Below are 21,697 nucleotides of genomic sequence, written 5' to 3'. Positions count from 1 at the left end.
TCAGCTAGGGCGCTTAGCTTACTTTTTAATTTTAAGCAGAATTGCATTTCTGGCTGGGATTGTTACTTTTTGGATGGCTGTTGTACTTTGCCAATCGGATTCCTTGCCTTCAGAACCAAATTTCTCAACAGAAAATCCTTTATCAGCTTGAATCCCCACTTTGTTAAGCGGGAGACACACCTGCACATTATGATCTTCATTTGATTGGTTTACCATAAGGATGCCCAAGCTTCCGTTCTCCGCAAGCCAAGCGGATGTGAGAACCGATGGCAGTTCCATGGCATAAGTTCCACTGCCGAATGAGGGTTTACCTTCAATTCGTAACAGTGGATTGTCTCCTTGCGCATTAAGCATTCCCAGGAAGCGCCCAGTAACAACATATTCGTGCGCAAATCTTCGGCATCTTGCAAGCGTGCGCAGGAATTCAGCTTCCTGCCTAACTTCTGGTGCCATGAGAACACTTAGGCTCACCCAGCCGAGCTGTGAGCCAAATACAAATGCTTGCGCCATCTTTGCCCTCCACGGAGCGGAATCTCGGAGGTCTTCTGGAAGTGTGTATTGAAATCCAAATGTGATTGTTCTGCCTGAGTATACAGCCGGGAATAGAGGGATGACCTTCTTTGTGCCAACGGGTGTGTTCACAAGAAGCAAAGCGTCAAATTGGTCTAGCCAGCACTCGGCATTTTCCTCGGTAGTCAAAATTTTTCCTTTGGGCAGACGTGACCTTGCCATATCGAGCATCTTTCGGTAGCCATCTGCCCAGAACTTACCACCGCCTATTGGGTGGTTATGTTCGCTATTGAAGCACTGGACTGAACTAGCCGCGCTGATTTGGTCGATATAAACCCCATCCACATTATATTCATTCACTAAACGGTCAACCAACGCTGTAATCTTTTCTTGCCACTGCTGGGTGTAGGGACACATAACGTTGAGCGGGACTTTTGAGCCATAAATCTCGGTATATGGCTCTCCGTCTTCCTTCCTAGCTGCCGACCGGTCGGCTCGCTCTTCGATCCAGGTCTTTGATTTCGGGTCGCATAGCCGTCCGTTGATGTAGGGCATAACATGGAAGCCAATTGCTTGGAGTGCTTTTACTCCTTCGGCGAAGTTTGGTTTTGCGGGGAAGTATTCGGGATAAAGAGTGTCAAATGGAATTTGGTGCCAGGTATACCAGTGCAATGCAATAGGGATGCCGAAAAAATCGGCGGCCTCTTTGGCCATTTCGAGGTTTTCAACTGGCTCGGATTCGGTATCGCTCCAAACATCTTTAACCCTAATCCATAAATCGGTGTCTTTCAACCACTGAGGGATTGTTCGCTTGGATATCGGTCCACCTTTTCCCCATGGAGCGTCGAATGTCCATTCGCGGTAAATCTGTGCTGCATCGTAGTAATCGCCCGTAAAGACACCAACTGCCGCCTCGTAAGGAAGCTTCCATGCACCGCCACCTTTCTCGGGAATTGCTGGGAGGTTAGTTATTGTAAAGCCGATGCCGTCTTGACGGGCTTTCATGCTAAAACGCTTGTGGTTCGCCTGCGGGTCATGCGTTCCAATATAGAGACCGTGCCCACGGTTGTAAAATGCAACGAACTGCATAGCAGCGACAAGCGATGGGTATGTGGCATCGTATGCTTCTCCGGGTTTCAACTCATATTCGAGTCCCCAGCCAAATGGAGCGGCCATTCTTAAACCCTTCTCGGGCTTTATGTTGGGTATTATTGGGAAATCTACCCTATAGATTTTCCATCTGTCAGGAAGTTTAGCGGAAATTGACCAGTATGAAAGATGACTCTTGTCATTAAGACGCACCGACATGTGAACCTCGGCTTGTACTTCTCCAAGGGGCACTATCCATTTGAACTTATTCATCTGTTGCCCTAAAAACGATGCTTTGTTACTTTCAACCTCTTTCGATTCTCCACTTGGGCTTCGGAAAACAATTCGCCAAATTGACGTATTGTCTTGGGCATCGCCGAGAAACTCGTGGTCCGAGGAATCCTTGATACTGTTCAGGCGTAAACGGCCGTCTTCAATGCCTAAAGTAATACTCAAGTATTCATTCCTCAGAACGATTGGGTCTTCTGAGGGGTTGTTATTTTTCATATCTGCCTCCATTGCTCCGCATACTGTGCAAATAGGGATTAGGATGGTGGTTATGATAATTAAGTAATGGCATGTTATCTTGCGCCTCATATTTATCCTCACCTTGCAAGTGAAAGTTTAACACATGTGGGGTTGATAAGGGAACATCCTGCAGGATTTTACACCTCTTGGGTTGAACCATATGCCAAGCATGAAATTTGATTTTTTCAATTAATTTCGGGGCTAAAATGAAAACTGTTCATTCGTTGCTATTTCTACTTCTTGTAGCATCGCATGCTTTTGCTTTTGAAACTGTCGTTTGGCGGATAGGGAAAGCTGATAATTCTTATGGCGAATTTGCTTTAGCTGGAAATTACAATGGCTATGCGAAGGCATTCCCTAAGGATGTCATGTTCCAACCTGATAAGGACGATCCTTCAAGGGCTTGGAGCTTCATACATCCGGGACCGTCGGACTCATGGGCTGGCTCGAAGCCTCACGTATTCACAATTATTTTCAGCTTGCCACGGCAACCCAAGGGAGTATTTTCTTTCACGATTGACATGGTGGATACTCATGCCTCGGCGCCGCCTGCAATCAAGTTGTCAATAAATGGTCAATCAGGCGTAATCAAACTTCCGGCGGGTGCGGGTGATGATTCGCTTGTGAATCCTGGGGCTGGCAGGGAGTATGTGTTTAATACCTCATTGCCCGCTTCAACTTTGCGCAAAGGTGAAAATAAGATTGAGATTCTAAATGAAAAAGGCTCATGGTTCCTCTATGATACAGTAATTCTTAAGAATGACCCGGAGGGCGTGGTGGAGGCAAGTGTCAAGAGAATCGAGCTACACCCAACGATTAGGTTTGTTCGCTCGGGCGGGGCTCTTATGCAAGTAGTGGACCTCGAAGCTGAGTTCACAAATGCACCAGCGGATTGCAAAGGAATTCTAAGGATGGGAAAGTGGAGCACCGCGGTTACGCTCAATCCGCCGTTCTTGGGAACTCTTCGCAAGGAACTTGCGGTTCCCGAGGTGCACGAACCATCGAAGTTAGAGCTATTCGTAGAAGTGGGCGAAAAGACTGCAACCGCATCATGTGAGGTCAAGCCAGAAAGGCATTGGTTATTCTACCTTCAGCCCAGCTCCCATGTGGACATCGGCTACACGGATTTTCAAGATAGAGTAATTAAATTGCACAACGACAATATGTCGCTTGCGCTTTCTCTTTGTAAGAAGTACCCCGGCTTTGTCTGGAACACCGAGGCGGCATGGGTTGAAGACAATTATCTTTCTCTTATGCCGCCGGAAAAGGTGAACGATTTCCTAAAGGCGGCGAAAGAGGGCCGGATAGGTTGCCAGGCGGTCTATGGGAACATGCTCACTGGAATCTGCTCGCATGAGTCTTTTATACGCACCCTATATTTTGCTCACTCGATTGCCCAAAAATATGGGATTCCATTTGACATAGCAATGAGCAGCGACGTCCCAACTCAGGTATGGACACTGCCTACAATTTTGGCGCAAAGTGGCATCAAATACTTTAGCGCTGGATTGAACCTCACGCGGGGCGATTCGTTTAACAAGCTTTTTGGTAAATCGCCTTTCTATTGGCAAGGACCTGATGGCAGCAAAGTTCTTACCTGGTACATGAATGGCTATGCAAAGGCTGTCCATTCGGGGCTGGCTATAGACATAGACCGCGCAAGAGCAGGCGTAGAGTCGCTCCTGCGAGAGTATGACCGCGACGACTATCCATACGATGCAGTTCTCGGTTTCGGCGGTTATGGAGACAACCAGCGGCTCAGCGAGAGCCTTGCGAAGACGGTGCAGGAGTGGAATGACCGCTATGCTTATCCGCGCATAATTCTTTGCCGCGGTCCCGAGTTCTTCGAATACATTGAGCATGGTTTCAGGGACAGAATACCCACAATAGAAGGCGACGGTGGCGTATATTGGGAGGACGGAGCCGGTTCTTCTGCACGTGAAACGGCTCTGGTTCGCATCGCCAAGGAAGATCTTGTTACTGCTGAGAAAGTCTTTTCTCTTGCTTCCACAGTCTTTGGGGAGAAGCATCCGAAGGATGAGCTCGACGCGGCTTGGAAAAATGCAATCCTATATGATGAGCACACGTGGGGCGCACATTGCAGTATTAGCCAGCCGAAGAGCGAACAGACGACAAAGCAGTGGGTCTATAAGGCTCGTTTTGCATACGACGCTTCGAGGCAAGCCAAGAAAGTTCTCCAAGCTGGGCTTCGCTCCCTTGCCTGTTCGGTCAAAGCCGATAAACCTTCGCTCCTGGTATTTAACCCGCTCGATGTTTCTGTAAGCGGGTTGGTGCATGCTAGGAATAAATCTGGCGAATTGGTTGAACTTTGGGCGGAGGATGTGCCTCCTCTTGGGTATCGTGTATTTCCGCTATCAACTGCAAACCCGATGGACAGAACTTTTCAGACTGTCAGTACAACTTCTCAAATCAGCATCCCGAAATTTGAAAATCAATTCTATCGCTTAGAGCTTGATCCTCTCACTGGTGCTGTGAAGAGCCTTATCGACAAGGAACTTAATCGTGATTTGGTTGATTCCAAGTCGCCGTATGGTCTCAACCGTTATCTTTACGTCTCGGGCCACGGCAAATCCATGACCATTCATACCGACGCTAGGCCCGTGAAGATAAGCACAGCAGTGCTTCCCCATCGGCGGGTGATACGAATCGATAGCTCTGCATATATGACCCCTGAGCTCACTACCGAAATTGTGCTTTGGGATAAAATTAAGCGCATTGACTTCAACAATACGCTTAGGAAAAAAGGTACTTACATGAAGGAGGCGGGATACTTCGCCTTCCCGTTTAACTTGGAGAAGCCTGAATTCCACATTGAGATACCTGACGGCATTATCCAGCCAAGTAAGGATATGCTCCCTGGTGCATGCATGCAGTGGTATTGTGCACAAGACTTTGTTGTAGCGACTGAACCAGGATGCACTATTGTTTGGACGGCGCTTGAAAGCCCACTAATCACATTGGGTGACATCAACCGTGATACTTTTAAGTCGCCGCTCCCTATTGATAATGGCCACTTGTATGCTTATATATTCAATAACTATTGGTTTACTAACTACAAAGCATCGCAGAGTGGGCAATTCACGTTTCGCTTTTCACTCACTAGCATGGCTGAGTATAACCCAGCGGCGGCATCGCGCTTTGGACGGTCGGTTAGGAACCCTCTAATCGCGGCCGAGGTTGCAGGCAAGGGGAAGGCTGGTGTTCATACTTTGAGCCTTGTGTCTGTTGCGCCTTCGAATGTCATCATCCAGGCTTTAAAGCCTGCGGAATCCGGCAAGGGAATTATTGTTCGACTCAGGGAAGTTGCTGGCAGGGATGCCGAAGCAGTCCTGCAATTGCCGGCGATGTTCAAGCGTGCGTGGAAGTGCAATCTGGTGGAAGATGTGGGGCAGTCGCTTCCAATATCAAAAGGCACTTTGAAGGTAGCACTCCGGCCGAACGGCATGGCTACGGTACTAATCTCGCCATAGCAGGCGCCAAATAAGTATGCAGTGGCGAGGGTCAAGAATTGTCAGATATTAAGCTCGTGCCCGGTTATTGAGCAGGAAACCGTTTCGCCGATAGTTAGGAGACTATAATTACCACCAGCCGGGCATTCAGGCTGTTCCCTTATATATTCAGGCACAAGGTCATCCCATGTTACCGAGTCACCATTGGATTTGTTGTTCTCCATTGCAAACTGTTCTTTGGCTGTGTAAATCTGTTTCATATTCTCAATACAAGACTTCGTCCGAGACGTATTTTGTGCGTGAATAAAGCACGGAGCAGCTATCATCATTAGAATGCTAACGACCAAGATCACAATCATTATTTCTATGATTGTGAAACCGGCGTTCTCACGAACAATGCGCCTTCTAACCACAATTGCCACCCCCGATACAAAAGGCAAAGCAGTTTGCCCATAGCCTACATATTAGGATGCTGTATTATTAGATTTCATCAGAATTATTCCATAAGTTGCATTGGATGTTCACGAACTATGTGTATACACAAGAAACTCAGCGGGGTAGGAATAAATTACAACAATATAGAACCGACATTTTAGGAGGTGGAGAACATGGATGCGATTGAATGCATGAAGACTAGGCGAAGTGTTAGAGTATATCAGGATAAACCCATCCCTCGAGAAATCATCGAAGATATTGTTGACTGCGGAAGACTTGCTGCAACGGCGATTAATATTCAGCCTTGGCAGTTCATCGTGGTGCAAGACCCAGGGATGCGCAAAAAGATCGCCGATACTACCGATTATGGTAAGTTTATAGCTCAAGCGCCAGTTTGTATAGCCGTCTTTTGCCAGGACACCAAATATTACCTTGAAGATGGGAGTGCCGCAACGCAGAATATCCTCAATGCGGCACGAGCGCATGAGCTCGGTTCGTGCTGGGTTGCAGGTGACAAGAAAGCATATGCACCAAAAATAGGAGAAATGCTGGGGATGCCGCCGAACTATAAATTAGTCTCACTAGTATCCATAGGCTATCCAATTGAAACTCCAAACCCAGGTAAGAAGCCATTGTCCGAAGTGTTACATTGGGAAAGGTATTCGGGCTAATAAGCTTTTAGTTTTTCAAAGCACGGTTGCAATATAATACTCATTTGGGCAGGATTGCCAATGGATCGCTTGTAACCCACCGAATTGTGCGGGCGTCTATGCGTTCGACGTAGCTAAGCCTTTCCACAGCTGAGTCACAATAGTCCGAGCGATTATATTTAAGTACGATTGTCATCGGCTTTTCGGGAATAAAGGGTTTGGCTTTACCGATAAGCGAAATAGCTTTTTTTGCTGCTTCACGGATGCGAGCTCGTGCTTCATCCAAGGGCACGAGCTCTGCTTTGTTTCGCCCAATTCCCCTTTTTACTACAGCCGTTTCTATTGGGTCGAAGAAGTCTCTTGCCTCTTTGCATGCAGCTTCGTCACCGCTTACCATGAGCATAGGAACGCCGAAATTCCCAGCTACAATCGCCCATTGTGCCAGCTCACCCATTTTGCGACCATTGATTGAGTAGTCATGCCAGTGCGTGGATGATTGAGTATGGTCGAGAAAACCGTTAAGCGTGCCAGCCATCGCATGCGCACCTATAAAGAATGTGCCGGAATAGGTTTCATCCAACGCACCCCACCATTTTTTGTTTGCACGAGGGTCTTGCACTGCCCGCTTGTCAAGCATCTCGGGAATAAAATTGTGGGCCCCGTTATGACTATCTAGAACTGTTACTTCGTCAGCACCGCCTTCAAAAGCTCCAGCAACTGCAGCGTTAATGTCTTCCATTAGAAGCCTGCGTGCTTTCTGATAACCTTCGGTAGTTTGGTCCATCATTTCATATGCATCAACGCCCGAGACACCTTCCAAATCTGTGTGGATATAAATCTTGATCTTTTTCACAGGCTTGTCTCCTTCGTCAGCCAGTACGAGCCCGGCTATAGCTATTATTAGAATACTGAGAAGTATGTATCTCATCGCTGTCCTCGAGGATACGTGGAGGATTTGATATTAATATTAAACAGGCGGTCCATGATTACCTTCGACGGTCTGAACCGTTTCATGAGGAATTCGGTTGCTTTCGCATGTTAGCGATTCAAGAATGGCAATGTACTGCGCCGTCTGGTTCTTCGAAAACCATTTTTTGGACCACGATGCCGTCTATTTGTCGGAGGGTGTCCTCAAGCTGGTTGATTTGCTTTTCATCGCCAAACATCTCAAGCAGAATCAGGCCAGAGTTTGAGCATGCATTCTCGGTAACATTGTGTAGCCCAATTCGGGTTTTTATATTGCACCCAAATTTCGTGAGGACTTCCTGAAACGCTAGCGCTTCTTTAAATCTATCCGTTAGCAAAGCGCCTAAGATAATTCGTTTTGCCATTGCTTACCTCCTTGCATTATTTGTAATGTTTTACCGCATGTCGGAGCGAAATCAACCTATCATCGAATATTGTGAGATGGGAACCTAAGGTAGCTTATTTTCTCGCCGCTTCTTGTGCAGGTTTGACTTCTTGTGTTTCCTCTTGCTCTTCTTTTACATAAAAAGTGCCGCTGGCTTTTTCGGCTTCTATCCATTCATCATCTTCTTTAAGCGAAATAATTACCTTTGGTGCGGAGAAGGAATGCTTTTCCTTCTCATCATAACCTTTGACGTTACCAACAAGCTCAACTCTATCTTCCTTGCCGAAGTATGTTGCAGAGTCTGCGGTGACAATGCGGTTTTTCTGGGCAATCTTTAAGCCGCCGGAAACGATAGCCTTCTTTTGCTTATAGTAATACTCGATTTTATCGCAAGTTATGACTGCTTCGTCTTTCCACTCTGAGCTAAGGGATTTGGGTGCATCTTTCTTTTCCTGTGTCTCCTTTTTGGGCTTTGGCTTGGCAACCATGCGAACGTTTCCAGTTAGAGTGCCCTTTTTCTCTTCAAAGTTTATCGTACAAATATCCGCTGTGATATTGTTCCTATCGTCGAAGATTTTTAGGTTTCCGGTGGCTTGGGCGGTTTTGGTCTTTTCACTATAGTCAACTTTGTCGGCTATAAGGGTTGTATCGCCTTGGACAAACATCACGTTGCCTCTGAGGACCACAATACGGTCCTCACCGTCCCAGCGGTAGGTAGAGCTATCAGCTGAATACTTAACTTCCTTGTACATTGGCTCGGTTGGTTTCGCCGAAGTATTCCCCTGCTGAGCCCCACCTACTGAAGCGAGAATCAAGGCCAGCAGGGCGGCCGATGCTATGCTGAACGCCGCATATTGCTTTAATAGTTTTGTCATACAAATCATCCTTGTCTAGTCGGGAATTCGAATTGTGCCTCTTACTTTGTTAATCGTAATCTCTTTCTTTTCGAAGTCTGCGGTCAGCCGCTCGCCTTCCAAAGTGCTCCCATCAAAGTTTGCGCGAATGCCACCAGTGCATACGAGTTTCGACTTCTGGCCGTTCCAGTAGATATTCTTTACTTTGAGTGTTGGGCCATTCACAATTTTTACTTCTGACAACCCTGGAGCTGATATTTTGCCGATTAAAGAATCATATATAACTTTTTTGGCGGAAAGGGATGCTATTACATTGCCATCTTTTATTAAAGTGCCATTTATTATATTTTGGAAGGTTACGAGTCTCCGATCCCGACTTACTTCTATGCTTTTTGCACGGAAACTCCAAACTTTCTTTCCATCTTGGCGACCTATTATATTGGCATCCCTAAAGAATAGTCCAATGCCAGAAAGTTCGTCCTGTTTAAGTTTGGCTTCCATAGCTCCAAATGGGTGCAGAGCTTTTAAGTAAAGGAAAGCCCAGATGAGAGCGGCAATGACTACGCCGCCAGTTATCCAAGGAAGCCACTTTTTCAATTTTATTGCCAACATTTCACCGCACAATGAAGGGCCGAAGATCCCCATATGAGAATGCTGTTCCCGAATTGTCCTGCGCAAGTACAACCCAATAATATTTGCCTGGCCCTAATGCCGGTCCTATCATTGAGGTGGCAGGAGCAGAAACTGTCCGGTGCCATATTGGGAAAGTGCCAACTAGTACAGCAGGGTCCGTACCGTAATCTACATCAGGGTCAAGCGGAAGCGTCGGAAAGCGATCATATATGTAGACAGAGTATTTGTCAGCTCTGTCAAGAGCTTGCCATTTGAATACCGGTGGACTGCTGATGGTTGCGCTGTGTGCCGGAGATATCGAACGAAGCTGGTCAAGAGGCACAACGTCGAGTAGATTGCTAAGTTCGCTTACTGCGCGTTCATCAGGCTGATTGAATTCATCTAAGAATTCTACATCCACCGACGCGACGGCATAGTAGTACTTTAAGCCAGGAGTTATTTCCACACCGGTGTCGCCATAAAAAGTTGCGTATGGATCACGCACAAAATCAATTGCTCTGACAGTTGGGCTTTGCCCACGATAGATGCCATACCCAGCAATGTCTCGCGAAGGATTGTTAGGGTCCGACCAGTATAGGTCAATTTCGATGAGCGACCCTGGCGGTGTTGATCTTACAATCCTTGTGGGCTTCTTCTTTGCAAGAGCCGCTCGGAATCTTGGAGACGTGAACGCCCTAATTGCATCGAATGCGTTTTCGCTTCGTGTAATAGAGTCAGGCATGGTGTATGCTTCGATTGCGTCCAATCTTGGGGCTTCCGGTCCTTCTCTTAGGTTCGAGCGTATGAGGTGAAAATTAATAAAATCAATTGAGGGTGTAAGATTTGCGATTTCTACTTCGTCATTTGTAAAGCCAACTTTCGAGGCGGTAATTACTGCAGGAACGCCTGTCGGCACATCTTGAAGCACGTAATGCCCGTTCCTGTCGGTAATCGCTACTATAGAACCATATGGGCCTACTTGCCCCTCACCTGTGGGTTGGAGCAGCAGGAATACTCTTGCTCCCTCGACTCTATGGTTGGTGTCATCGAATACAATACCTTCAATGGATGTTGTGTTTGACACAGGTGCGATAATTATGTTGACATTCATAGTCGGCTCGTCTCTGAGAATTTCAGCCGCGGTGCAACCTATCCATGTCTTACCGTTGATTGTTGTCCTTGCACGAATAGTACGCCATCCGCTTGGCACATTTTCTAGGCGGTAGACGCCGGTGACAAGTGACCTTGTTTTGCGCGCTCCATCGTAATAAACCTCGGCATCTACAATAACATTTTGGTTCATATCTGAAACGGTGCCGCTGACCACACTCCTAGGCCTATGTCCTCCACCGCATCCCTGCAAAACAGTGAGAACCAAAAGCATTATCGCTGGCAAACCTAGAAAATGCTTCATTTGCTTTGTCATTGAGGATTCCTCCGTTCTATACAATATAAGAGCTATTCCAAGAGCTCCAGCGCCAGGCGGATGTTTTCTTTTGCAGCATCTTTGATTGCAGGCACCTTTTCAGCTAATTGTGCAGAAAGAACATCGCGCTTGTGCCATGTATCTAATACCCTTCTTGGAAGTTTGCCAGACTTCAAGTCTTCAAGAGACATATTTTCTTGACCAACAGACTTTAGGAAGCTTTCGACTTTTGGGTCGTAGGTGATGCCGAGCATAGGAATGCCAGAAGCAGCGGCGAATATCAGTGCATGTAGCCGCATTGACACCACCATTTTCGATGCGCAAATGATGCCCAAGAGTTTCTCTGGCATTAGGTTTTCTTTTTGAACGATTACGGAATCTCCGACTTGCCTGCCAATTCTTGAAGCCATTTCCAGGTCGCCTGGTGTGTGCATTGCCATGAGAAATATTTTCGCTGGCAGTTCTTTCGATAGCTGCTTTAGCGATTCGATTGCATATTGTTCCACCCACGGCGCTTCACGCCATTCGCGGAGGGCAAAGGTTATAATATCTCCCTCGAATTGCTCCGTTGGTTCGGCTTTGAGAAGAAACGCGGGGTCAGCAGTCACGTAAATTGGTGGCCTTGCTACCCCAATTTTTTTAAGCAGATTGGCCGAGTCTGGATCGCGAACTGCTATGATATCAACTCTATCAAGCACGCGGCGGGCGAGTATGCAAGATATTTTTCGCCTTAGAGGGCCTATTCCTTGGCCGAGAATCATTACTTTGCGGCGAAACCGCTGTGCCTGCATGATAACCCATAGATAATATAAAAGCGAGCGAAAGCTTGTAGCATCTTGGATGAGACTGCCGCCGCCGCTTATTACTAGGTCGCTCTCCCGAATCGCGGCGAGTACCTCGGCGATGGAGCGCCTTGACAGCGCCCGAACGCCATGCTGTAGCTGGGTTTCTTTGGGAGCGCCCGAGATTACGGTAATCTCGATGTCTTTTTTTGAGTGTTCCCTAAGGCCAGCGACGATGGCAGACAGAACTGCCTCATCGCCCATGTTGGAGAATCCGTAGTATCCTGAAATAATTATACGTTTTCTAGCTATCACTGGTTAACTTACGTGAGACCCCGGTATTGCGCTTGCCGAAAATCAGCCAAGCGGCCAATCCAAGTATAAAGCCGAGCACCAGCCCATTAATGGTGCGCATTGCCGACAGCGCAAGTGGGGTGTGTATGTGACAGAAGGTATTCAGCATAGAAACCTGACCGAGCGTACCAAGCGCGATTAGTGGTAGACCCCAGGCACGGCGCCTGCTCACTAGAAGAGCAATGCCGAGGAACATAGCGGGGTGGCCGATTAGGAACTCCTTTGTTCGCGGGCGAACGAAAAGGATTTTATCGAGTATTGCTCGGAATTTGAGTTCGACTGTTGATACCCCAATTGCCGCATCGTTTCCTGTACGCATGAGTGCAATAAGAAGAATGATTAGTGCAAAGCTAACCGCTATCGCATGCCATACAAAAAGCGGATGTGCCATCACTGAGTGAAGATTCTCACGAACCTTTGCCCAAACACGCCCAAGAGGTTCATTTATCATTGGCAACCCTGCTGCCATGACGAAGATTACTACAAAAAGTGGGACAATATGCGCTAGCTTGATGCCTATAAACTGTTCGACTTTGACCATATATAGCCGGTTCCCAAGCATCCCGGCGATGTGAAAGGCGCCAATGAGTGTAAAAATTGATGTTCCAATGAATAGTTTTGTTGCTGTTAATGCTGGCGACTTTTCGTTTGTTTTACACGCAAAGCGTGGGCCTATCACGCCAACGACTCCTAGGGTCGGGAATATGATAGCAGCTTTAAGAGCAACTAGTTGTTTGCCAAGTTCGCTTGAGGCTATTAAGCCGGCGAATGCAGCAAAGGCGAGTATTAGGATTCCATATTTAAATATTCCCGGCAGAGTGACTATTGAGTCGAGAAGTATAATCCCAGCTGAGGCGATGGAGAGCGCCATTAGCAAGAGGAGTATTATCGGTTGTGAGGATGTTCCAAAGGGCCTGGCAGTGCCGATTTTGTAGCCGGCTTTTTCGATGGCTTTGCGTATTGAACTAACGAATTGTACATTTTTATCTATATCCGACTGGCCGGATGATTCTATTAAGCGTATATAGCAAAGTCGTATGTTGCGTTCCTTTACTGCGCGGGCAAACCGCTCGATAGCTGCCGATGGAGCCATGCCAGCCATCTCAGTGTAGGGAATACTGTGGGCGCGGATGAAATTCCCCTCAAGCTCCCTGCACATTATAGTATCGCCCTTCTGTTTGGCAAACTCAATTGACCCGTAGATTAGGCTGTTTTTCTCAAGTTGTTTTGCGGCATGGGAGAGGAGTCCTCTGAAACCAATCACCTCGTCGCCGGCACAAATCAGCCTTGATATGCCATCTTGCCTCAGCTCCTTGGCTGCCGAATCTATTGCTTTTGTGGTTATCGCAGGGTGGTTTTGGAGTCGGGCTACAACGTCAAAGCCGCATTGCCTAATAAGATTTACAGCTTCTGGAGGTAGCCCTATGCCTATTGTGTTGAGCGTTTCTGGGGTTGCCTTGATAACAAAGCAAGTTGGCTTATTAGCAAAATGGATGTGCAAATAGTTGCGTTTGAGCAGCGCCTCCCAAACACGTTTTGCCAGCGTGGAATCAGGGATGATAACCTCGGTACACGGTTCATTATTATAAAGGGTTGCTCTAAAACGAATTTGGCCTGTTGATGCCAGGTCCTCCAGGGTTTGCTCGGTGATTGCTATGCCGGTCACGCCTGCTTGGCGGAAACTGCTTAGGACGTCCGAAAGTGCCGTTGATTCCGACAAAGCAACATTTTGGAGTTCTTGGTAGTCAAGAATAAGCTCAACATTGCGGTTTGCTATTTCTAGCTTGTACCGACGGTCTGCGAGGACAAAAGCACTCAGCAGGCCGGGTATAATAAGAATAAGCAGTAGCCAGTTTCGTTTAAGCACTTGGCAGTACCCCCAGTTGCTTTTTTCGGCTTAAGACTAATTTGCCGGTCTTTACCAATATGGTCGCCTATAATACCAATATCCAACTGCGCGTCTCCTACGAAGGAGCTTTCGCCCACCTAGAAGATATGTGATGAAAACTCCGGTAATGAAGCCGCCAACGTGGGCGGCATATGCTACCCCTCCAGCGGCTGCATCCATTCCACTGAGACTGATGATTTGAATTAATATCCAAAGGCCAAGCACTATGGATGCCGGATACTCTACCAGTTGGACGAAAAAGAAGAACGTTAAGGTTATGATTCTTGCATGAGGAAAAAGAATCAAGTATGCGCCTAGCACTCCGGCAATTGCTCCGCTCGCTCCTACCATTGGGATAGTAGAAAATGGAGCAACCAGTACCTGCAAGAGCGCCGCACCAACACCAGATAAAAGGTAAAAAAGCAAGAATCTAAAGTGCCCAAATGTATCCTCTACGTTGTTGCCAAATATCCATAAATAAAGCATGTTGCCGGCAATATGGAGCCAATTTGCATGCATAAACGCTGAAGTGAAGATTGTGAGCCAAGGGGTAATAGGCGTCACGGGACCGACATCACGTCCGGTTGTTAGTTCGTATGGGACGAGCTCGAATCCCGCAAGTGGATTGTGAATCCCTGGTCTGAGCGGTCCGTTGTAGAGATATATTAGCACGTTGGCTGCGATTAGCCCATAGACTACGAGCGGTGTTGTGCTAGTGGGGTTTTCATCCCTTAAAGGAATCACTAAGGACCTCCACTTTAAACATTTATAAGCATTCTATCACACGTCTTGCTGGCTGTAAACATAATTAAAAATTGGGATTATCTTGTTTTATAAAGTTTAAAGGGCTCGGATAATCCTCCGAGCCCTTTATAATTTCGGTTTTTATGCAGACTTTCTATGTTTTTTCGTTATTTTGTTCTCGGAAATACTCGTTTAACTTTGCGAGGGCATCCGGCTCTTCCAATGAGAAATGAAAATCAATTGCCTCATGGATATCAATTGTTCCCATTGCCTGGAACTTTTGCCGTTCGTCGTCCATTATCTCGCAGGGAGTATCCTTCAGTATGCTATCTTCCCACTCTTCTTGTTTTATGAATTGTTCTCCGAGCTTCTTGCAACGCGAGCATCTATACTTGACGTATACGAAACTCGGGCCAAACAAGCGCAAGTAATAGCCCGTCTGCATGACGTCTTTTGCGATTATACGTTGCCCACAGTCGCATCTTATCAAGGGTCTGGTACTCATTGCATACACCTCCGTGAGAAGATTTGGAACCTCTCGATGCTCGCGCGCGTGCCTCTGGAGTGAGGAGAAGCGCGAAGTCATACTGGCAATTAATTATAACATAGCTACCGAGGTTTTTCCAATGCCAAAGCTTTTCAAGCGTCATTATTTTGTTGAAAATATGTTCGAGTGCGGCATGAAATATTCTTCATATTTCTGTTCCGCATATCTGTCCGTCATCCCAGCAATGAAGTCGCATACTGCGCGTGCCCTTCCTGGAATATCCTGCAGTTTTGCGTTGTACCAGGTGGGAAGAAGTTCCGGATGCTCCATATAGAAGTAAAAAAGTTCTTTGAGAATTTTCTGCGCTTTTTTGAGTTCTCGCAATACGGGGGTGTCAACATAGTATACGCGTTCGAATAAGAAATCTTTTAGTTTGTTGGCAGCCGCAAGTACTTCGTCGCTCATGCCTAGCTCTGGCTTACCAGTGCTGTTCTCGACAAGGTCAATCACCATTATCGCAATGCGCTCGGAGGGCTGCCGTCCGAGAACTTTTGTGCAATCTTTTGGCAGGTCAGTTTCTCGGAGAATTCCAGCTCTGATGGCGTCGTCAATGTCGTGGTTTATATAGGCAATTCGGTCGGCAATGCGTACAACTTGCCCTTCAAGCGTGCCGTTTCCTTGCCTGTTAAGGTCCACGTCTTCGCTTCCCTTTGAGTGCTGAACGATGCCCTCGCGAACTTCAGCAGTCAAGTTTAAGCCACAACCGTCTTTTTCGATTATATCAATGACCCTCAAACTTTGCTCGTTATGCCGAAAACGCGCATTAGGAACGAACTCGCGGTATACCTCGTCAAGTGCTTCTTCTCCTGCATGGCCGAATGGTGTGTGTCCAAGATCATGGCCGAGAGCGATGGCTTCGGTAAGGTCTTCATTTAGCCGCAGCCCTCGGCTGATGGTGCGTGCGATTTGTGAAACTTCAAGCGTGTGCGTTAATCGAGTGCGGTAGTGATCTTCTTCGGGGTCGATGAAGACTTGCGTTTTGTGTTTCAGGCGGCGGAAGGCTTTTGAGTGAATAATTCTGTCACGGTCGCGCTGAAAGTCTGTGCGGATTGGACATTTCTCCTCCGGCTTTGCGCGTCCTTTTGATTCAGCGCTCAGCGTTGCAAAGGGTGATAAAATCTGCCGCTCTAGTTCTTCTTGTTGCAGTCTTATGAAAGGAGTATTTAACATCTGATATAACCTGAGGACAACCCTAATTCATTTTTGTGATTGAAATCGTATGAAGGTCAATTTGGCTTGCTTTAAATGGTATTATTTGAAAACATGTAATCTAGACAAAGGCCAGTAACGAAGCCATGCTTTTGCCTGAATGTTCTTAATGGGCAGATCGCCCCAGAACCTGCTGTCGTTGCTTTCGTCACGGTTGTCTCCGAGCACGAATACGCACCCCTCAGGCACCTTTTGGGGCGGGAAGTCGCCGTGAGCATTGCATGAAAGATACGGCTCTTTTATTTCTTTGTTGTTTATGAATACCTTGCCCGAGCGTATCTCAATTATTTCACCCGGAAGAGCAATGATTCGTTTGATGAATATCTTGCGAGGATCCGCCGGGAATCGGAATACGATAATATCACCTCTTACAGGCTTCTCAAACCTGTAGATAAATTTGTTGCCTAGAAGACGCTCGCCACTTCGAAGATGCGGCTCCATGCAACGCCCACATACTTTGAAGCCTTGGACTATAAATGTTACAAGGAATGCGAACACCACCGCTGTCATAACGATAGTTTCGCACAATTCCCTTAGAACTCGTGAATATTTTTTCTTCATTTGAAAAGCCATCGGTGGTAGGTCGCCGGCAAAAAATCTCTCCTTTAGCCGAGACATTTATAAGTGCGCGAGGTAGCCGCAACTTTGTGCCCGGCCTGAGGACGACAGACTTGTGGGCAAGATGATTAACCTACCAGCATATCGAGTGGTGTATTAGATACTTTTCGTTTTATGCGCGCCAGAGCATTATCCACTGATTTTGTTTTGCACTGAAGCTCGGACGCAATCTCCCTGTACGACTTGCCGACTCGATATCCAGAAAGCACCCGCCATTCAAAGTCGCTTAGCATTTGCTGAAGCCTCTCTTGCAGCTGATTCGAATCTTCCTGCCTGAGCACCACCTCTTCTGGGTCGACGACATTCTCAGAAGTAAGAATGTCGGAAAGCGTCCATTCGGAACTCGACTCATCGGGCGGCGACTCGAGCGAAAGAGAGGTGTTCAGCGGAATTTGCTTTTGGCGCGTAGCGGTCTTAATGGCGGTAATAATGTGCCGCTGGATGCAGATTCTGGCAAATGCGGGGAATGAAATGGCTTTGTCGGCTCTATAATCCACCACCGCTTGCCAGAGGCCAATCATCCCGACCTGCAGAAGGTCTTCTTTCTCTGCGCCCACAAGGAAATAAGATCTCACTTTGTTGCGAACAAGGTTTCTGTATTTATAGAGAAGATACTCGGCGGCTTGCTCTTCACCCGCCTGCGCACGCTCGACGACTCCGGCGTCCGACATACCTTCGTATTGAGCATGCCTTTGTGGCACAAGGTCCTGATCGTATTCCATTAGCTAGCAGCCTCTCCTTGGTCCTTCTCCACCTCTATGACCAGTTTGCTGACCAGCAGGGCGGCGAGTCCGACGGCCACCGCAGTGGCAGCGCTAAGAACCACTGGCATTTCGGTGAGCGTCCGATCGCCGTACCTGATTCTCAGCTTTCTAATCGGTCCGCCGCTTGTTATTTTTTGCAGCTCATCAGCCATTTCTACGCCCAGGGCAATCAAGTCTGCCCTGTCTTGCTTCTTTTTTTCTTCAAGCGCGGCTAGGGCTGCTACCACATCGCCCGAAGCCTCATTGAGTGCCTTTCGTGCGTCTGCATAGCTTACCCTTAGCCTGTTACGGATGGCATCTATCTTTTCGAGCTCACTGTCCAAGCGGCATCACCCGCCAAATTATACACTAGCTTCTGAAGATATGCAATAGCGATGGAAAGATTTTTGTGGAATATATTTTGGAGGAATTTTAGCAGAGCATGGCACACTAGGGCTGTGTTTGTTTTTTACTCTAGCTTAGTGAAAAGAAAACCGCCGAGATTTAGTCTCGGCGGTTTTTAACTTCTTGATTTAAAATCGGATGCCGACTATGTTAGCCGACGTCCGATTTTATGTTTGGGGCTACCTTCTGCGTCGGATGAATCCGGCGAGTCCGAACAGGCCGGCGCCAAGCGCAAGCAAGCTTGTTGGCTCAGGCACCATGTTCCAGGTGCCGCGCCATACGACGTCATCGACGTAGTTGTAGCCATGGGCTACCGCTGACCAGTTGCCAAGGATTAGGGTTGCTGGCGTGCTTGTGTTAGCCCACCGAGCGCAGGTGTTGTTCATGGTCATTGTCATCTTCGGCGCAAGGGTGCTGTCCACATACCACTTGATTGTGCCTACACCTGCGTCATAGTCGAATGACCAGGTTATTCTCCACCTGTGCCAACCTAGGCTCCTAGGAGCAGCTGAACCAACGGTCCACGTGGTGCCAGCAAATGTTGGAACAGTCACGCCGTCCAGCTTGGCGTAGGTGTACGACCACATCAAGCAGTAGTAGTCGGTGCTACCCCAACCCGTGCTGGTGTTGGTAATTGCGCCTGTGATGTAGCCAGCTGGTGAGTTTGTCGCAGTCCAAGAGGTGCACTTGGTGGTGACTACGCCCAACCGCATGTCGTCGTTCGGGCTGAAGGTCATGTCATCGTAGACCCAAGCCTCTGCCTGGCCTTCCTTGAACCAGAACTGCTGGCTGTTGTTGTTGAAGTTGCGCCCGATTCTGTCAACGGTCGAGTTGCCCTGGCGTGCGGACCAATAACCAGTTCTCACCTGATACCCCTGGGCCGCAGTGCCTACGCTGAACGTACCCCAAGCACCTATGTTCCATGCGGCTAGATTTCCCGACTCAAAGCCGTCGGTAACTTCTAAGTCCCATGCGTATGCAGGGGCGATTGCGAGCGCCATTGCAACAACTGTTAAGGCTACTAATATCTTCTTCATCTTTTTCTCCTTCACGCTGCAATTGTGCGTCAATCTAGTTTATGATTGACTTAGCGATCTTTGGATTTTCACCTCCTTCTCTCGCTTTTGGTGGTTAGCGGTTGAGATGCAAATATTTGTTTGCATCATTCCCGCTTTTGGCTAGGCTAGTTTTGCGGAGTGCTTCCTGTGCTTGGAGCTGATCAGACCTCCCGCAAGTTGCGACTGTTCTCGGCCGCATTTTCTTGACTTGCAGGTTTTTCTTGGTGCACGCGTCAGAGGATTTCCGTTACAAGCGCATAATACACCTTCTTCGCTGTCTTGTCAACCCCTATAATGAAAAACAGGTAAAAATACTAGGTTATTTTTCGGGAACAACAGCTGAATCTGGTCTATGAAAGTTGTAAAGCGCCTGAACGATTCGGTGATAGGTGTCAAAATAGAGGAATTCCCTGCCCAAGGCTGAGTCTGTAATGAGCGAAGGGAGCTCTTTCGTACCGGCGGCAAACACAATAGTTCGAACAAACACATGGTCAATGGTAATGCCAATCAATATGCCGCAAATTCCGCCGAGGAGAGGGTCAAAAATCTCTGCGGATATGAGCGTTGCTTCGTAGACAAGCTTACCTAGAAACCAAAGCAATGCTGACAGGACAATAAATGGCGCTACAAATGCAATGGTTTGGTTTGTTGCAGGATTCGCCGAAACCTTGATTGATGCCGAAAGCGGGTCAGCAACCATATATGCGATTCGTACTGCCACGAGAGCGGCGGCAAGGTCAAAGACGGCACGGCCAAAACCACGCTTGGTTTCTATTATCACCGCCAAAGCAAGCATTATAATTGTTGCCAAATCTATCCAGTTGCCCATTGCTAAACCTACCTGCCTATCTCAAGTGAAGCATATCCGACTACTTGAAGGTAATCGCCGGTTACATCGCCAGAGGTGCGATATGCCAGCTGATGGCATGATGTTGCTCCTAAACCTTTACAAGTCTCAATGGTGACTGCTGTTGGAACGACGCCGCACATTGAAATATCCATTTCTCTTACTGTTTTTATGAGTCCGTCGGCATCGAGCGCTAGGATTTGCTCAATTGCTGCCAAGTCCTTTCGCTTTGCTAATTGCTGAGGTTCATAGTGAGAAAAATCAGTGCTTGCTATCACGACCACATTTTCCCCTTGTAGGATTTTTACTAGTGCTTTGCCAAGGGTATGCACGAACTCTGAAGCGTTTGGATCGTATATTGAGACGCCTATGATAAGTGGAACAATTTTCACTTCTTGGCCTGTTTTGGAGGCGATGTACTGAAGAAAGGGCAGCTGAACTTCAATTGAGTGTTCTGCACGGTGGGCGCGCGAATTCAGAACGGCGGCTGGATATTCGGAAACGATGTTTCTAGCGATTGTAGTATTGATGGGAACATTGCCTAGTGGAGTGCGCCATGCTTCATCGTCGGCGACGGCAACTGGCGCCATTATCGGCCGATGGCTTGGACCGATGAGCACAATATTGGGGGGAATTCCGTCTTCAGCAAGTCGGAGGTAGGCGTGTGCCGCAACTGGGCCTGAATATACGAAGCCGGCATGAGGGCTGACTAAACCAACAATTCGGCGCGCTCCTTCCTTTTTTACGTCAGGCAATCGCCCAGGGCCCCCAGGCCCAAGGAAGCAGGATTCCACTTCTTTTATTAATGCCGCCTGCCCGGCTTCGTAGAACATCCCAGCAACAGCGGGATGGCGTACTGACATGGTACCCCTCCTGCCGCATTTCTATATAAACATTATTCCACATCTGCGGCGAAGTTCCTTCTAACAGCTCCTAATTTCTGGCTTTCAAAGGATAGTAACGTAAAGGATTTCAATTGACAACGCAGGCACGCATACACTACACTACTTCTGAAGCTTATATCATCAGCGCTTTTCCATTCGTGTCGGAGAGGTATCCGGCTAAAATGACTATCAAAACAGGTAAGTGTGGTCGCCCCTCGGATGACCAGGCTAAAGGCGGAGCAACTTCTAGACGCTTCGAGGCGCTTGTCGTCACCGCTCTTCTCCTCATAGCAATTATCATCAGGGTAATCTATATTCTCCAATACAAAAACAATACTCCGTGTTATTTGGCGCCCATGATGGATTCGCAATATTACGATTTATGGGCTCAGAGGGTAGCAAGGGGTGAGGGGTATGGGGCGAAGCCGTTTTACATGGCGCCGCTATATCCGTATGTGTTGGCAGGGATATACAAGATATTTGGTCATAATTATGGGGTTGTTTATGTAATTCAGGCGGTGTTGGGAATAGGGAATCTATTGATGGTGTATTTGATAGGGAGGAGGATATTTGGGCATTGGGCTGGGGTAGTAGGGATGGTATTGGTGATGGGGTATGGGCCTGTGATGTATTTAGAGAGCAAGTTATTGACTGAGACGTTATCGATAGCGATAGGGTTAGGGACTATATTGG

Annotated in this window: 21 protein-coding genes; 3 read left to right on the top strand and 18 right to left on the bottom strand. The window is 47.6% G+C overall.

Translation table 11 applies throughout. The features are described 5' to 3' along the window. Window positions 1-18 precede the first annotated feature (18 nt). Window positions 19-2,196: a DUF6259 domain-containing protein gene (locus QHH26_06580; GenBank protein ID MDH7481626.1), complete on the bottom strand. Its 2,178-nt coding sequence runs from the start codon at window positions 2,194-2,196 to the stop codon at window positions 19-21. A 137-nt stretch (window positions 2,197-2,333) separates the two neighbouring features. On the opposite strand from QHH26_06580, the gene QHH26_06575 reads away from it, so the two are divergent. Continuing rightward, complete coding sequence (locus QHH26_06575) at window positions 2,334-5,618, top strand: polysaccharide lyase family protein (GenBank protein ID MDH7481625.1); 3,285 nt, start codon at window positions 2,334-2,336, stop codon at window positions 5,616-5,618. Between the two features lie 41 nt (window positions 5,619-5,659). Here the strand turns inward: QHH26_06575 and QHH26_06570 are convergent, their stop codons facing one another. Beyond that, the gene (locus tag QHH26_06570) at window positions 5,660-6,010 is read right to left on the bottom strand and encodes a prepilin-type N-terminal cleavage/methylation domain-containing protein (protein ID MDH7481624.1); all 351 of its coding nucleotides are present in this window, start codon (window positions 6,008-6,010) and stop codon (window positions 5,660-5,662) included. 195 nt (window positions 6,011-6,205) lie between these two features. Between QHH26_06570 and QHH26_06565 the strand changes: the two genes are divergently transcribed. After that, window positions 6,206-6,703: a nitroreductase family protein gene (locus tag QHH26_06565; protein MDH7481623.1), complete on the top strand. Its 498-nt coding sequence runs from the start codon at window positions 6,206-6,208 to the stop codon at window positions 6,701-6,703. A 40-nt stretch (window positions 6,704-6,743) separates the two neighbouring features. Here the strand turns inward: QHH26_06565 and QHH26_06560 are convergent, their stop codons facing one another. The 16 genes from QHH26_06560 to amrB all read right to left on the bottom strand — a co-directional run bounded on the left by QHH26_06560 (window position 6,744) and on the right by amrB (window position 20,983). Beyond that, window positions 6,744-7,610, bottom strand: a complete 867-nt coding sequence (locus QHH26_06560) for a M55 family metallopeptidase (GenBank protein ID MDH7481622.1) — start codon at window positions 7,608-7,610, stop codon at window positions 6,744-6,746. Between the two features lie 118 nt (window positions 7,611-7,728). Continuing rightward, on the bottom strand, window positions 7,729-8,013 hold the full coding sequence (locus QHH26_06555; GenBank protein ID MDH7481621.1) for a hypothetical protein: 285 nt from the start codon (window positions 8,011-8,013) through the stop codon (window positions 7,729-7,731). 94 nt (window positions 8,014-8,107) lie between these two features. Continuing rightward, entirely contained in the window at window positions 8,108-8,908 is an 801-nt protein-coding gene (locus QHH26_06550; GenBank protein ID MDH7481620.1) for an LptA/OstA family protein, read from the bottom strand. A 15-nt stretch (window positions 8,909-8,923) separates the two neighbouring features. Beyond that, window positions 8,924-9,484 (bottom strand): hypothetical protein, encoded by a 561-nt coding sequence (locus QHH26_06545; GenBank protein MDH7481619.1) that lies wholly within the window; start codon window positions 9,482-9,484, stop codon window positions 8,924-8,926. Between the two features lie 16 nt (window positions 9,485-9,500). Then, on the bottom strand, window positions 9,501-10,925 hold the full coding sequence (locus QHH26_06540; protein MDH7481618.1) for a carboxypeptidase-like regulatory domain-containing protein: 1,425 nt from the start codon (window positions 10,923-10,925) through the stop codon (window positions 9,501-9,503). A 32-nt stretch (window positions 10,926-10,957) separates the two neighbouring features. After that, window positions 10,958-12,022 (bottom strand): polysaccharide pyruvyl transferase CsaB, encoded by a 1,065-nt coding sequence (gene csaB / locus QHH26_06535; protein ID MDH7481617.1) that lies wholly within the window; start codon window positions 12,020-12,022, stop codon window positions 10,958-10,960. Beyond that, complete coding sequence (locus QHH26_06530; protein ID MDH7481616.1) at window positions 12,012-13,928, bottom strand: DUF5693 family protein; 1,917 nt, start codon at window positions 13,926-13,928, stop codon at window positions 12,012-12,014. Before QHH26_06530 ends, csaB begins: the two co-directional genes overlap by 11 nt. Before the next feature lie 51 nt (window positions 13,929-13,979). Then, window positions 13,980-14,693 carry a rhomboid family intramembrane serine protease gene (locus tag QHH26_06525; protein ID MDH7481615.1) on the bottom strand — a complete coding sequence of 238 codons (714 nt, stop codon included), beginning with the start codon at window positions 14,691-14,693 and terminating at the stop codon, window positions 13,980-13,982. A 154-nt stretch (window positions 14,694-14,847) separates the two neighbouring features. Further along, a complete protein-coding gene (locus tag QHH26_06520; GenBank protein MDH7481614.1) occupies window positions 14,848-15,198 on the bottom strand; it encodes a hypothetical protein in 351 nt (116 codons plus the stop codon). 144 nt (window positions 15,199-15,342) lie between these two features. Continuing rightward, the gene (locus QHH26_06515; GenBank protein MDH7481613.1) at window positions 15,343-16,410 is read right to left on the bottom strand and encodes a deoxyguanosinetriphosphate triphosphohydrolase; all 1,068 of its coding nucleotides are present in this window, start codon (window positions 16,408-16,410) and stop codon (window positions 15,343-15,345) included. A gap of 81 nt (window positions 16,411-16,491) precedes the next feature. Next, window positions 16,492-17,010 carry a signal peptidase I gene (lepB, locus tag QHH26_06510; protein MDH7481612.1) on the bottom strand — a complete coding sequence of 173 codons (519 nt, stop codon included), beginning with the start codon at window positions 17,008-17,010 and terminating at the stop codon, window positions 16,492-16,494. A 125-nt stretch (window positions 17,011-17,135) separates the two neighbouring features. Continuing rightward, window positions 17,136-17,789, bottom strand: a complete 654-nt coding sequence (gene sigH, locus QHH26_06505) for an RNA polymerase sporulation sigma factor SigH (GenBank protein ID MDH7481611.1) — start codon at window positions 17,787-17,789, stop codon at window positions 17,136-17,138. Continuing rightward, entirely contained in the window at window positions 17,789-18,154 is a 366-nt protein-coding gene (locus QHH26_06500) for a hypothetical protein (protein MDH7481610.1), read from the bottom strand. Before QHH26_06500 ends, sigH begins: the two co-directional genes overlap by 1 nt. Before the next feature lie 240 nt (window positions 18,155-18,394). Further along, window positions 18,395-19,252, bottom strand: a complete 858-nt coding sequence (locus QHH26_06495) for a PEP-CTERM sorting domain-containing protein (protein MDH7481609.1) — start codon at window positions 19,250-19,252, stop codon at window positions 18,395-18,397. A 340-nt stretch (window positions 19,253-19,592) separates the two neighbouring features. Next, window positions 19,593-20,102, bottom strand: coding sequence for a CvpA family protein (locus QHH26_06490; protein ID MDH7481608.1), 510 nt, complete (start codon window positions 20,100-20,102; stop codon window positions 19,593-19,595). Between the two features lie 8 nt (window positions 20,103-20,110). After that, window positions 20,111-20,983 carry an AmmeMemoRadiSam system protein B gene (gene amrB, locus QHH26_06485; GenBank protein ID MDH7481607.1) on the bottom strand — a complete coding sequence of 291 codons (873 nt, stop codon included), beginning with the start codon at window positions 20,981-20,983 and terminating at the stop codon, window positions 20,111-20,113. Between the two features lie 113 nt (window positions 20,984-21,096). On the opposite strand from amrB, the gene QHH26_06480 reads away from it, so the two are divergent. Further along, window positions 21,097-21,697 (top strand): glycosyltransferase family 39 protein (locus QHH26_06480; protein MDH7481606.1); only part of this gene is annotated, 601 nt, incomplete at its 3' end.

The sequence above is a fragment of the Armatimonadota bacterium genome (assembly GCA_029907255.1).
Taxonomy (GTDB): domain Bacteria; phylum Armatimonadota; class UBA5829; order DTJY01; family DTJY01; genus JAIMAU01.
Note: the sequence above shows the minus strand (reverse complement) of the source record. Positions and strands in the feature narration are given on the sequence as shown.

What these genes read in the sequence shown, in the direction of transcription:
- QHH26_06555 (MDH7481621.1), bottom strand. Translation starts at nt 8,013, where the DNA reads ATGGCAAAACGAATTATCTTAGGCGCTTTGCTAACGGATAGATTTAAA.
- QHH26_06520 (MDH7481614.1), bottom strand. Translation starts at nt 15,198, where the DNA reads ATGAGTACCAGACCCTTGATAAGATGCGACTGTGGGCAACGTATAATC.
- amrB (MDH7481607.1), bottom strand. Translation starts at nt 20,983, where the DNA reads ATGTCAGTACGCCATCCCGCTGTTGCTGGGATGTTCTACGAAGCCGGG.
- QHH26_06490 (MDH7481608.1), bottom strand. Translation starts at nt 20,102, where the DNA reads ATGGGCAACTGGATAGATTTGGCAACAATTATAATGCTTGCTTTGGCG.
- QHH26_06565 (MDH7481623.1), top strand. Translation starts at nt 6,206, where the DNA reads ATGGATGCGATTGAATGCATGAAGACTAGGCGAAGTGTTAGAGTATAT.
- sigH (MDH7481611.1), bottom strand. Translation starts at nt 17,789, where the DNA reads ATGGAATACGATCAGGACCTTGTGCCACAAAGGCATGCTCAATACGAA.
- QHH26_06580 (MDH7481626.1), bottom strand. Translation starts at nt 2,196, where the DNA reads ATGAGGCGCAAGATAACATGCCATTACTTAATTATCATAACCACCATC.
- lepB (MDH7481612.1), bottom strand. Translation starts at nt 17,010, where the DNA reads ATGAAGAAAAAATATTCACGAGTTCTAAGGGAATTGTGCGAAACTATC.
- QHH26_06560 (MDH7481622.1), bottom strand. Translation starts at nt 7,610, where the DNA reads ATGAGATACATACTTCTCAGTATTCTAATAATAGCTATAGCCGGGCTC.
- QHH26_06495 (MDH7481609.1), bottom strand. Translation starts at nt 19,252, where the DNA reads ATGAAGAAGATATTAGTAGCCTTAACAGTTGTTGCAATGGCGCTCGCA.
- QHH26_06540 (MDH7481618.1), bottom strand. Translation starts at nt 10,925, where the DNA reads ATGACAAAGCAAATGAAGCATTTTCTAGGTTTGCCAGCGATAATGCTT.
- QHH26_06575 (MDH7481625.1), top strand. Translation starts at nt 2,334, where the DNA reads ATGAAAACTGTTCATTCGTTGCTATTTCTACTTCTTGTAGCATCGCAT.
- QHH26_06550 (MDH7481620.1), bottom strand. Translation starts at nt 8,908, where the DNA reads ATGACAAAACTATTAAAGCAATATGCGGCGTTCAGCATAGCATCGGCC.
- QHH26_06515 (MDH7481613.1), bottom strand. Translation starts at nt 16,410, where the DNA reads ATGTTAAATACTCCTTTCATAAGACTGCAACAAGAAGAACTAGAGCGG.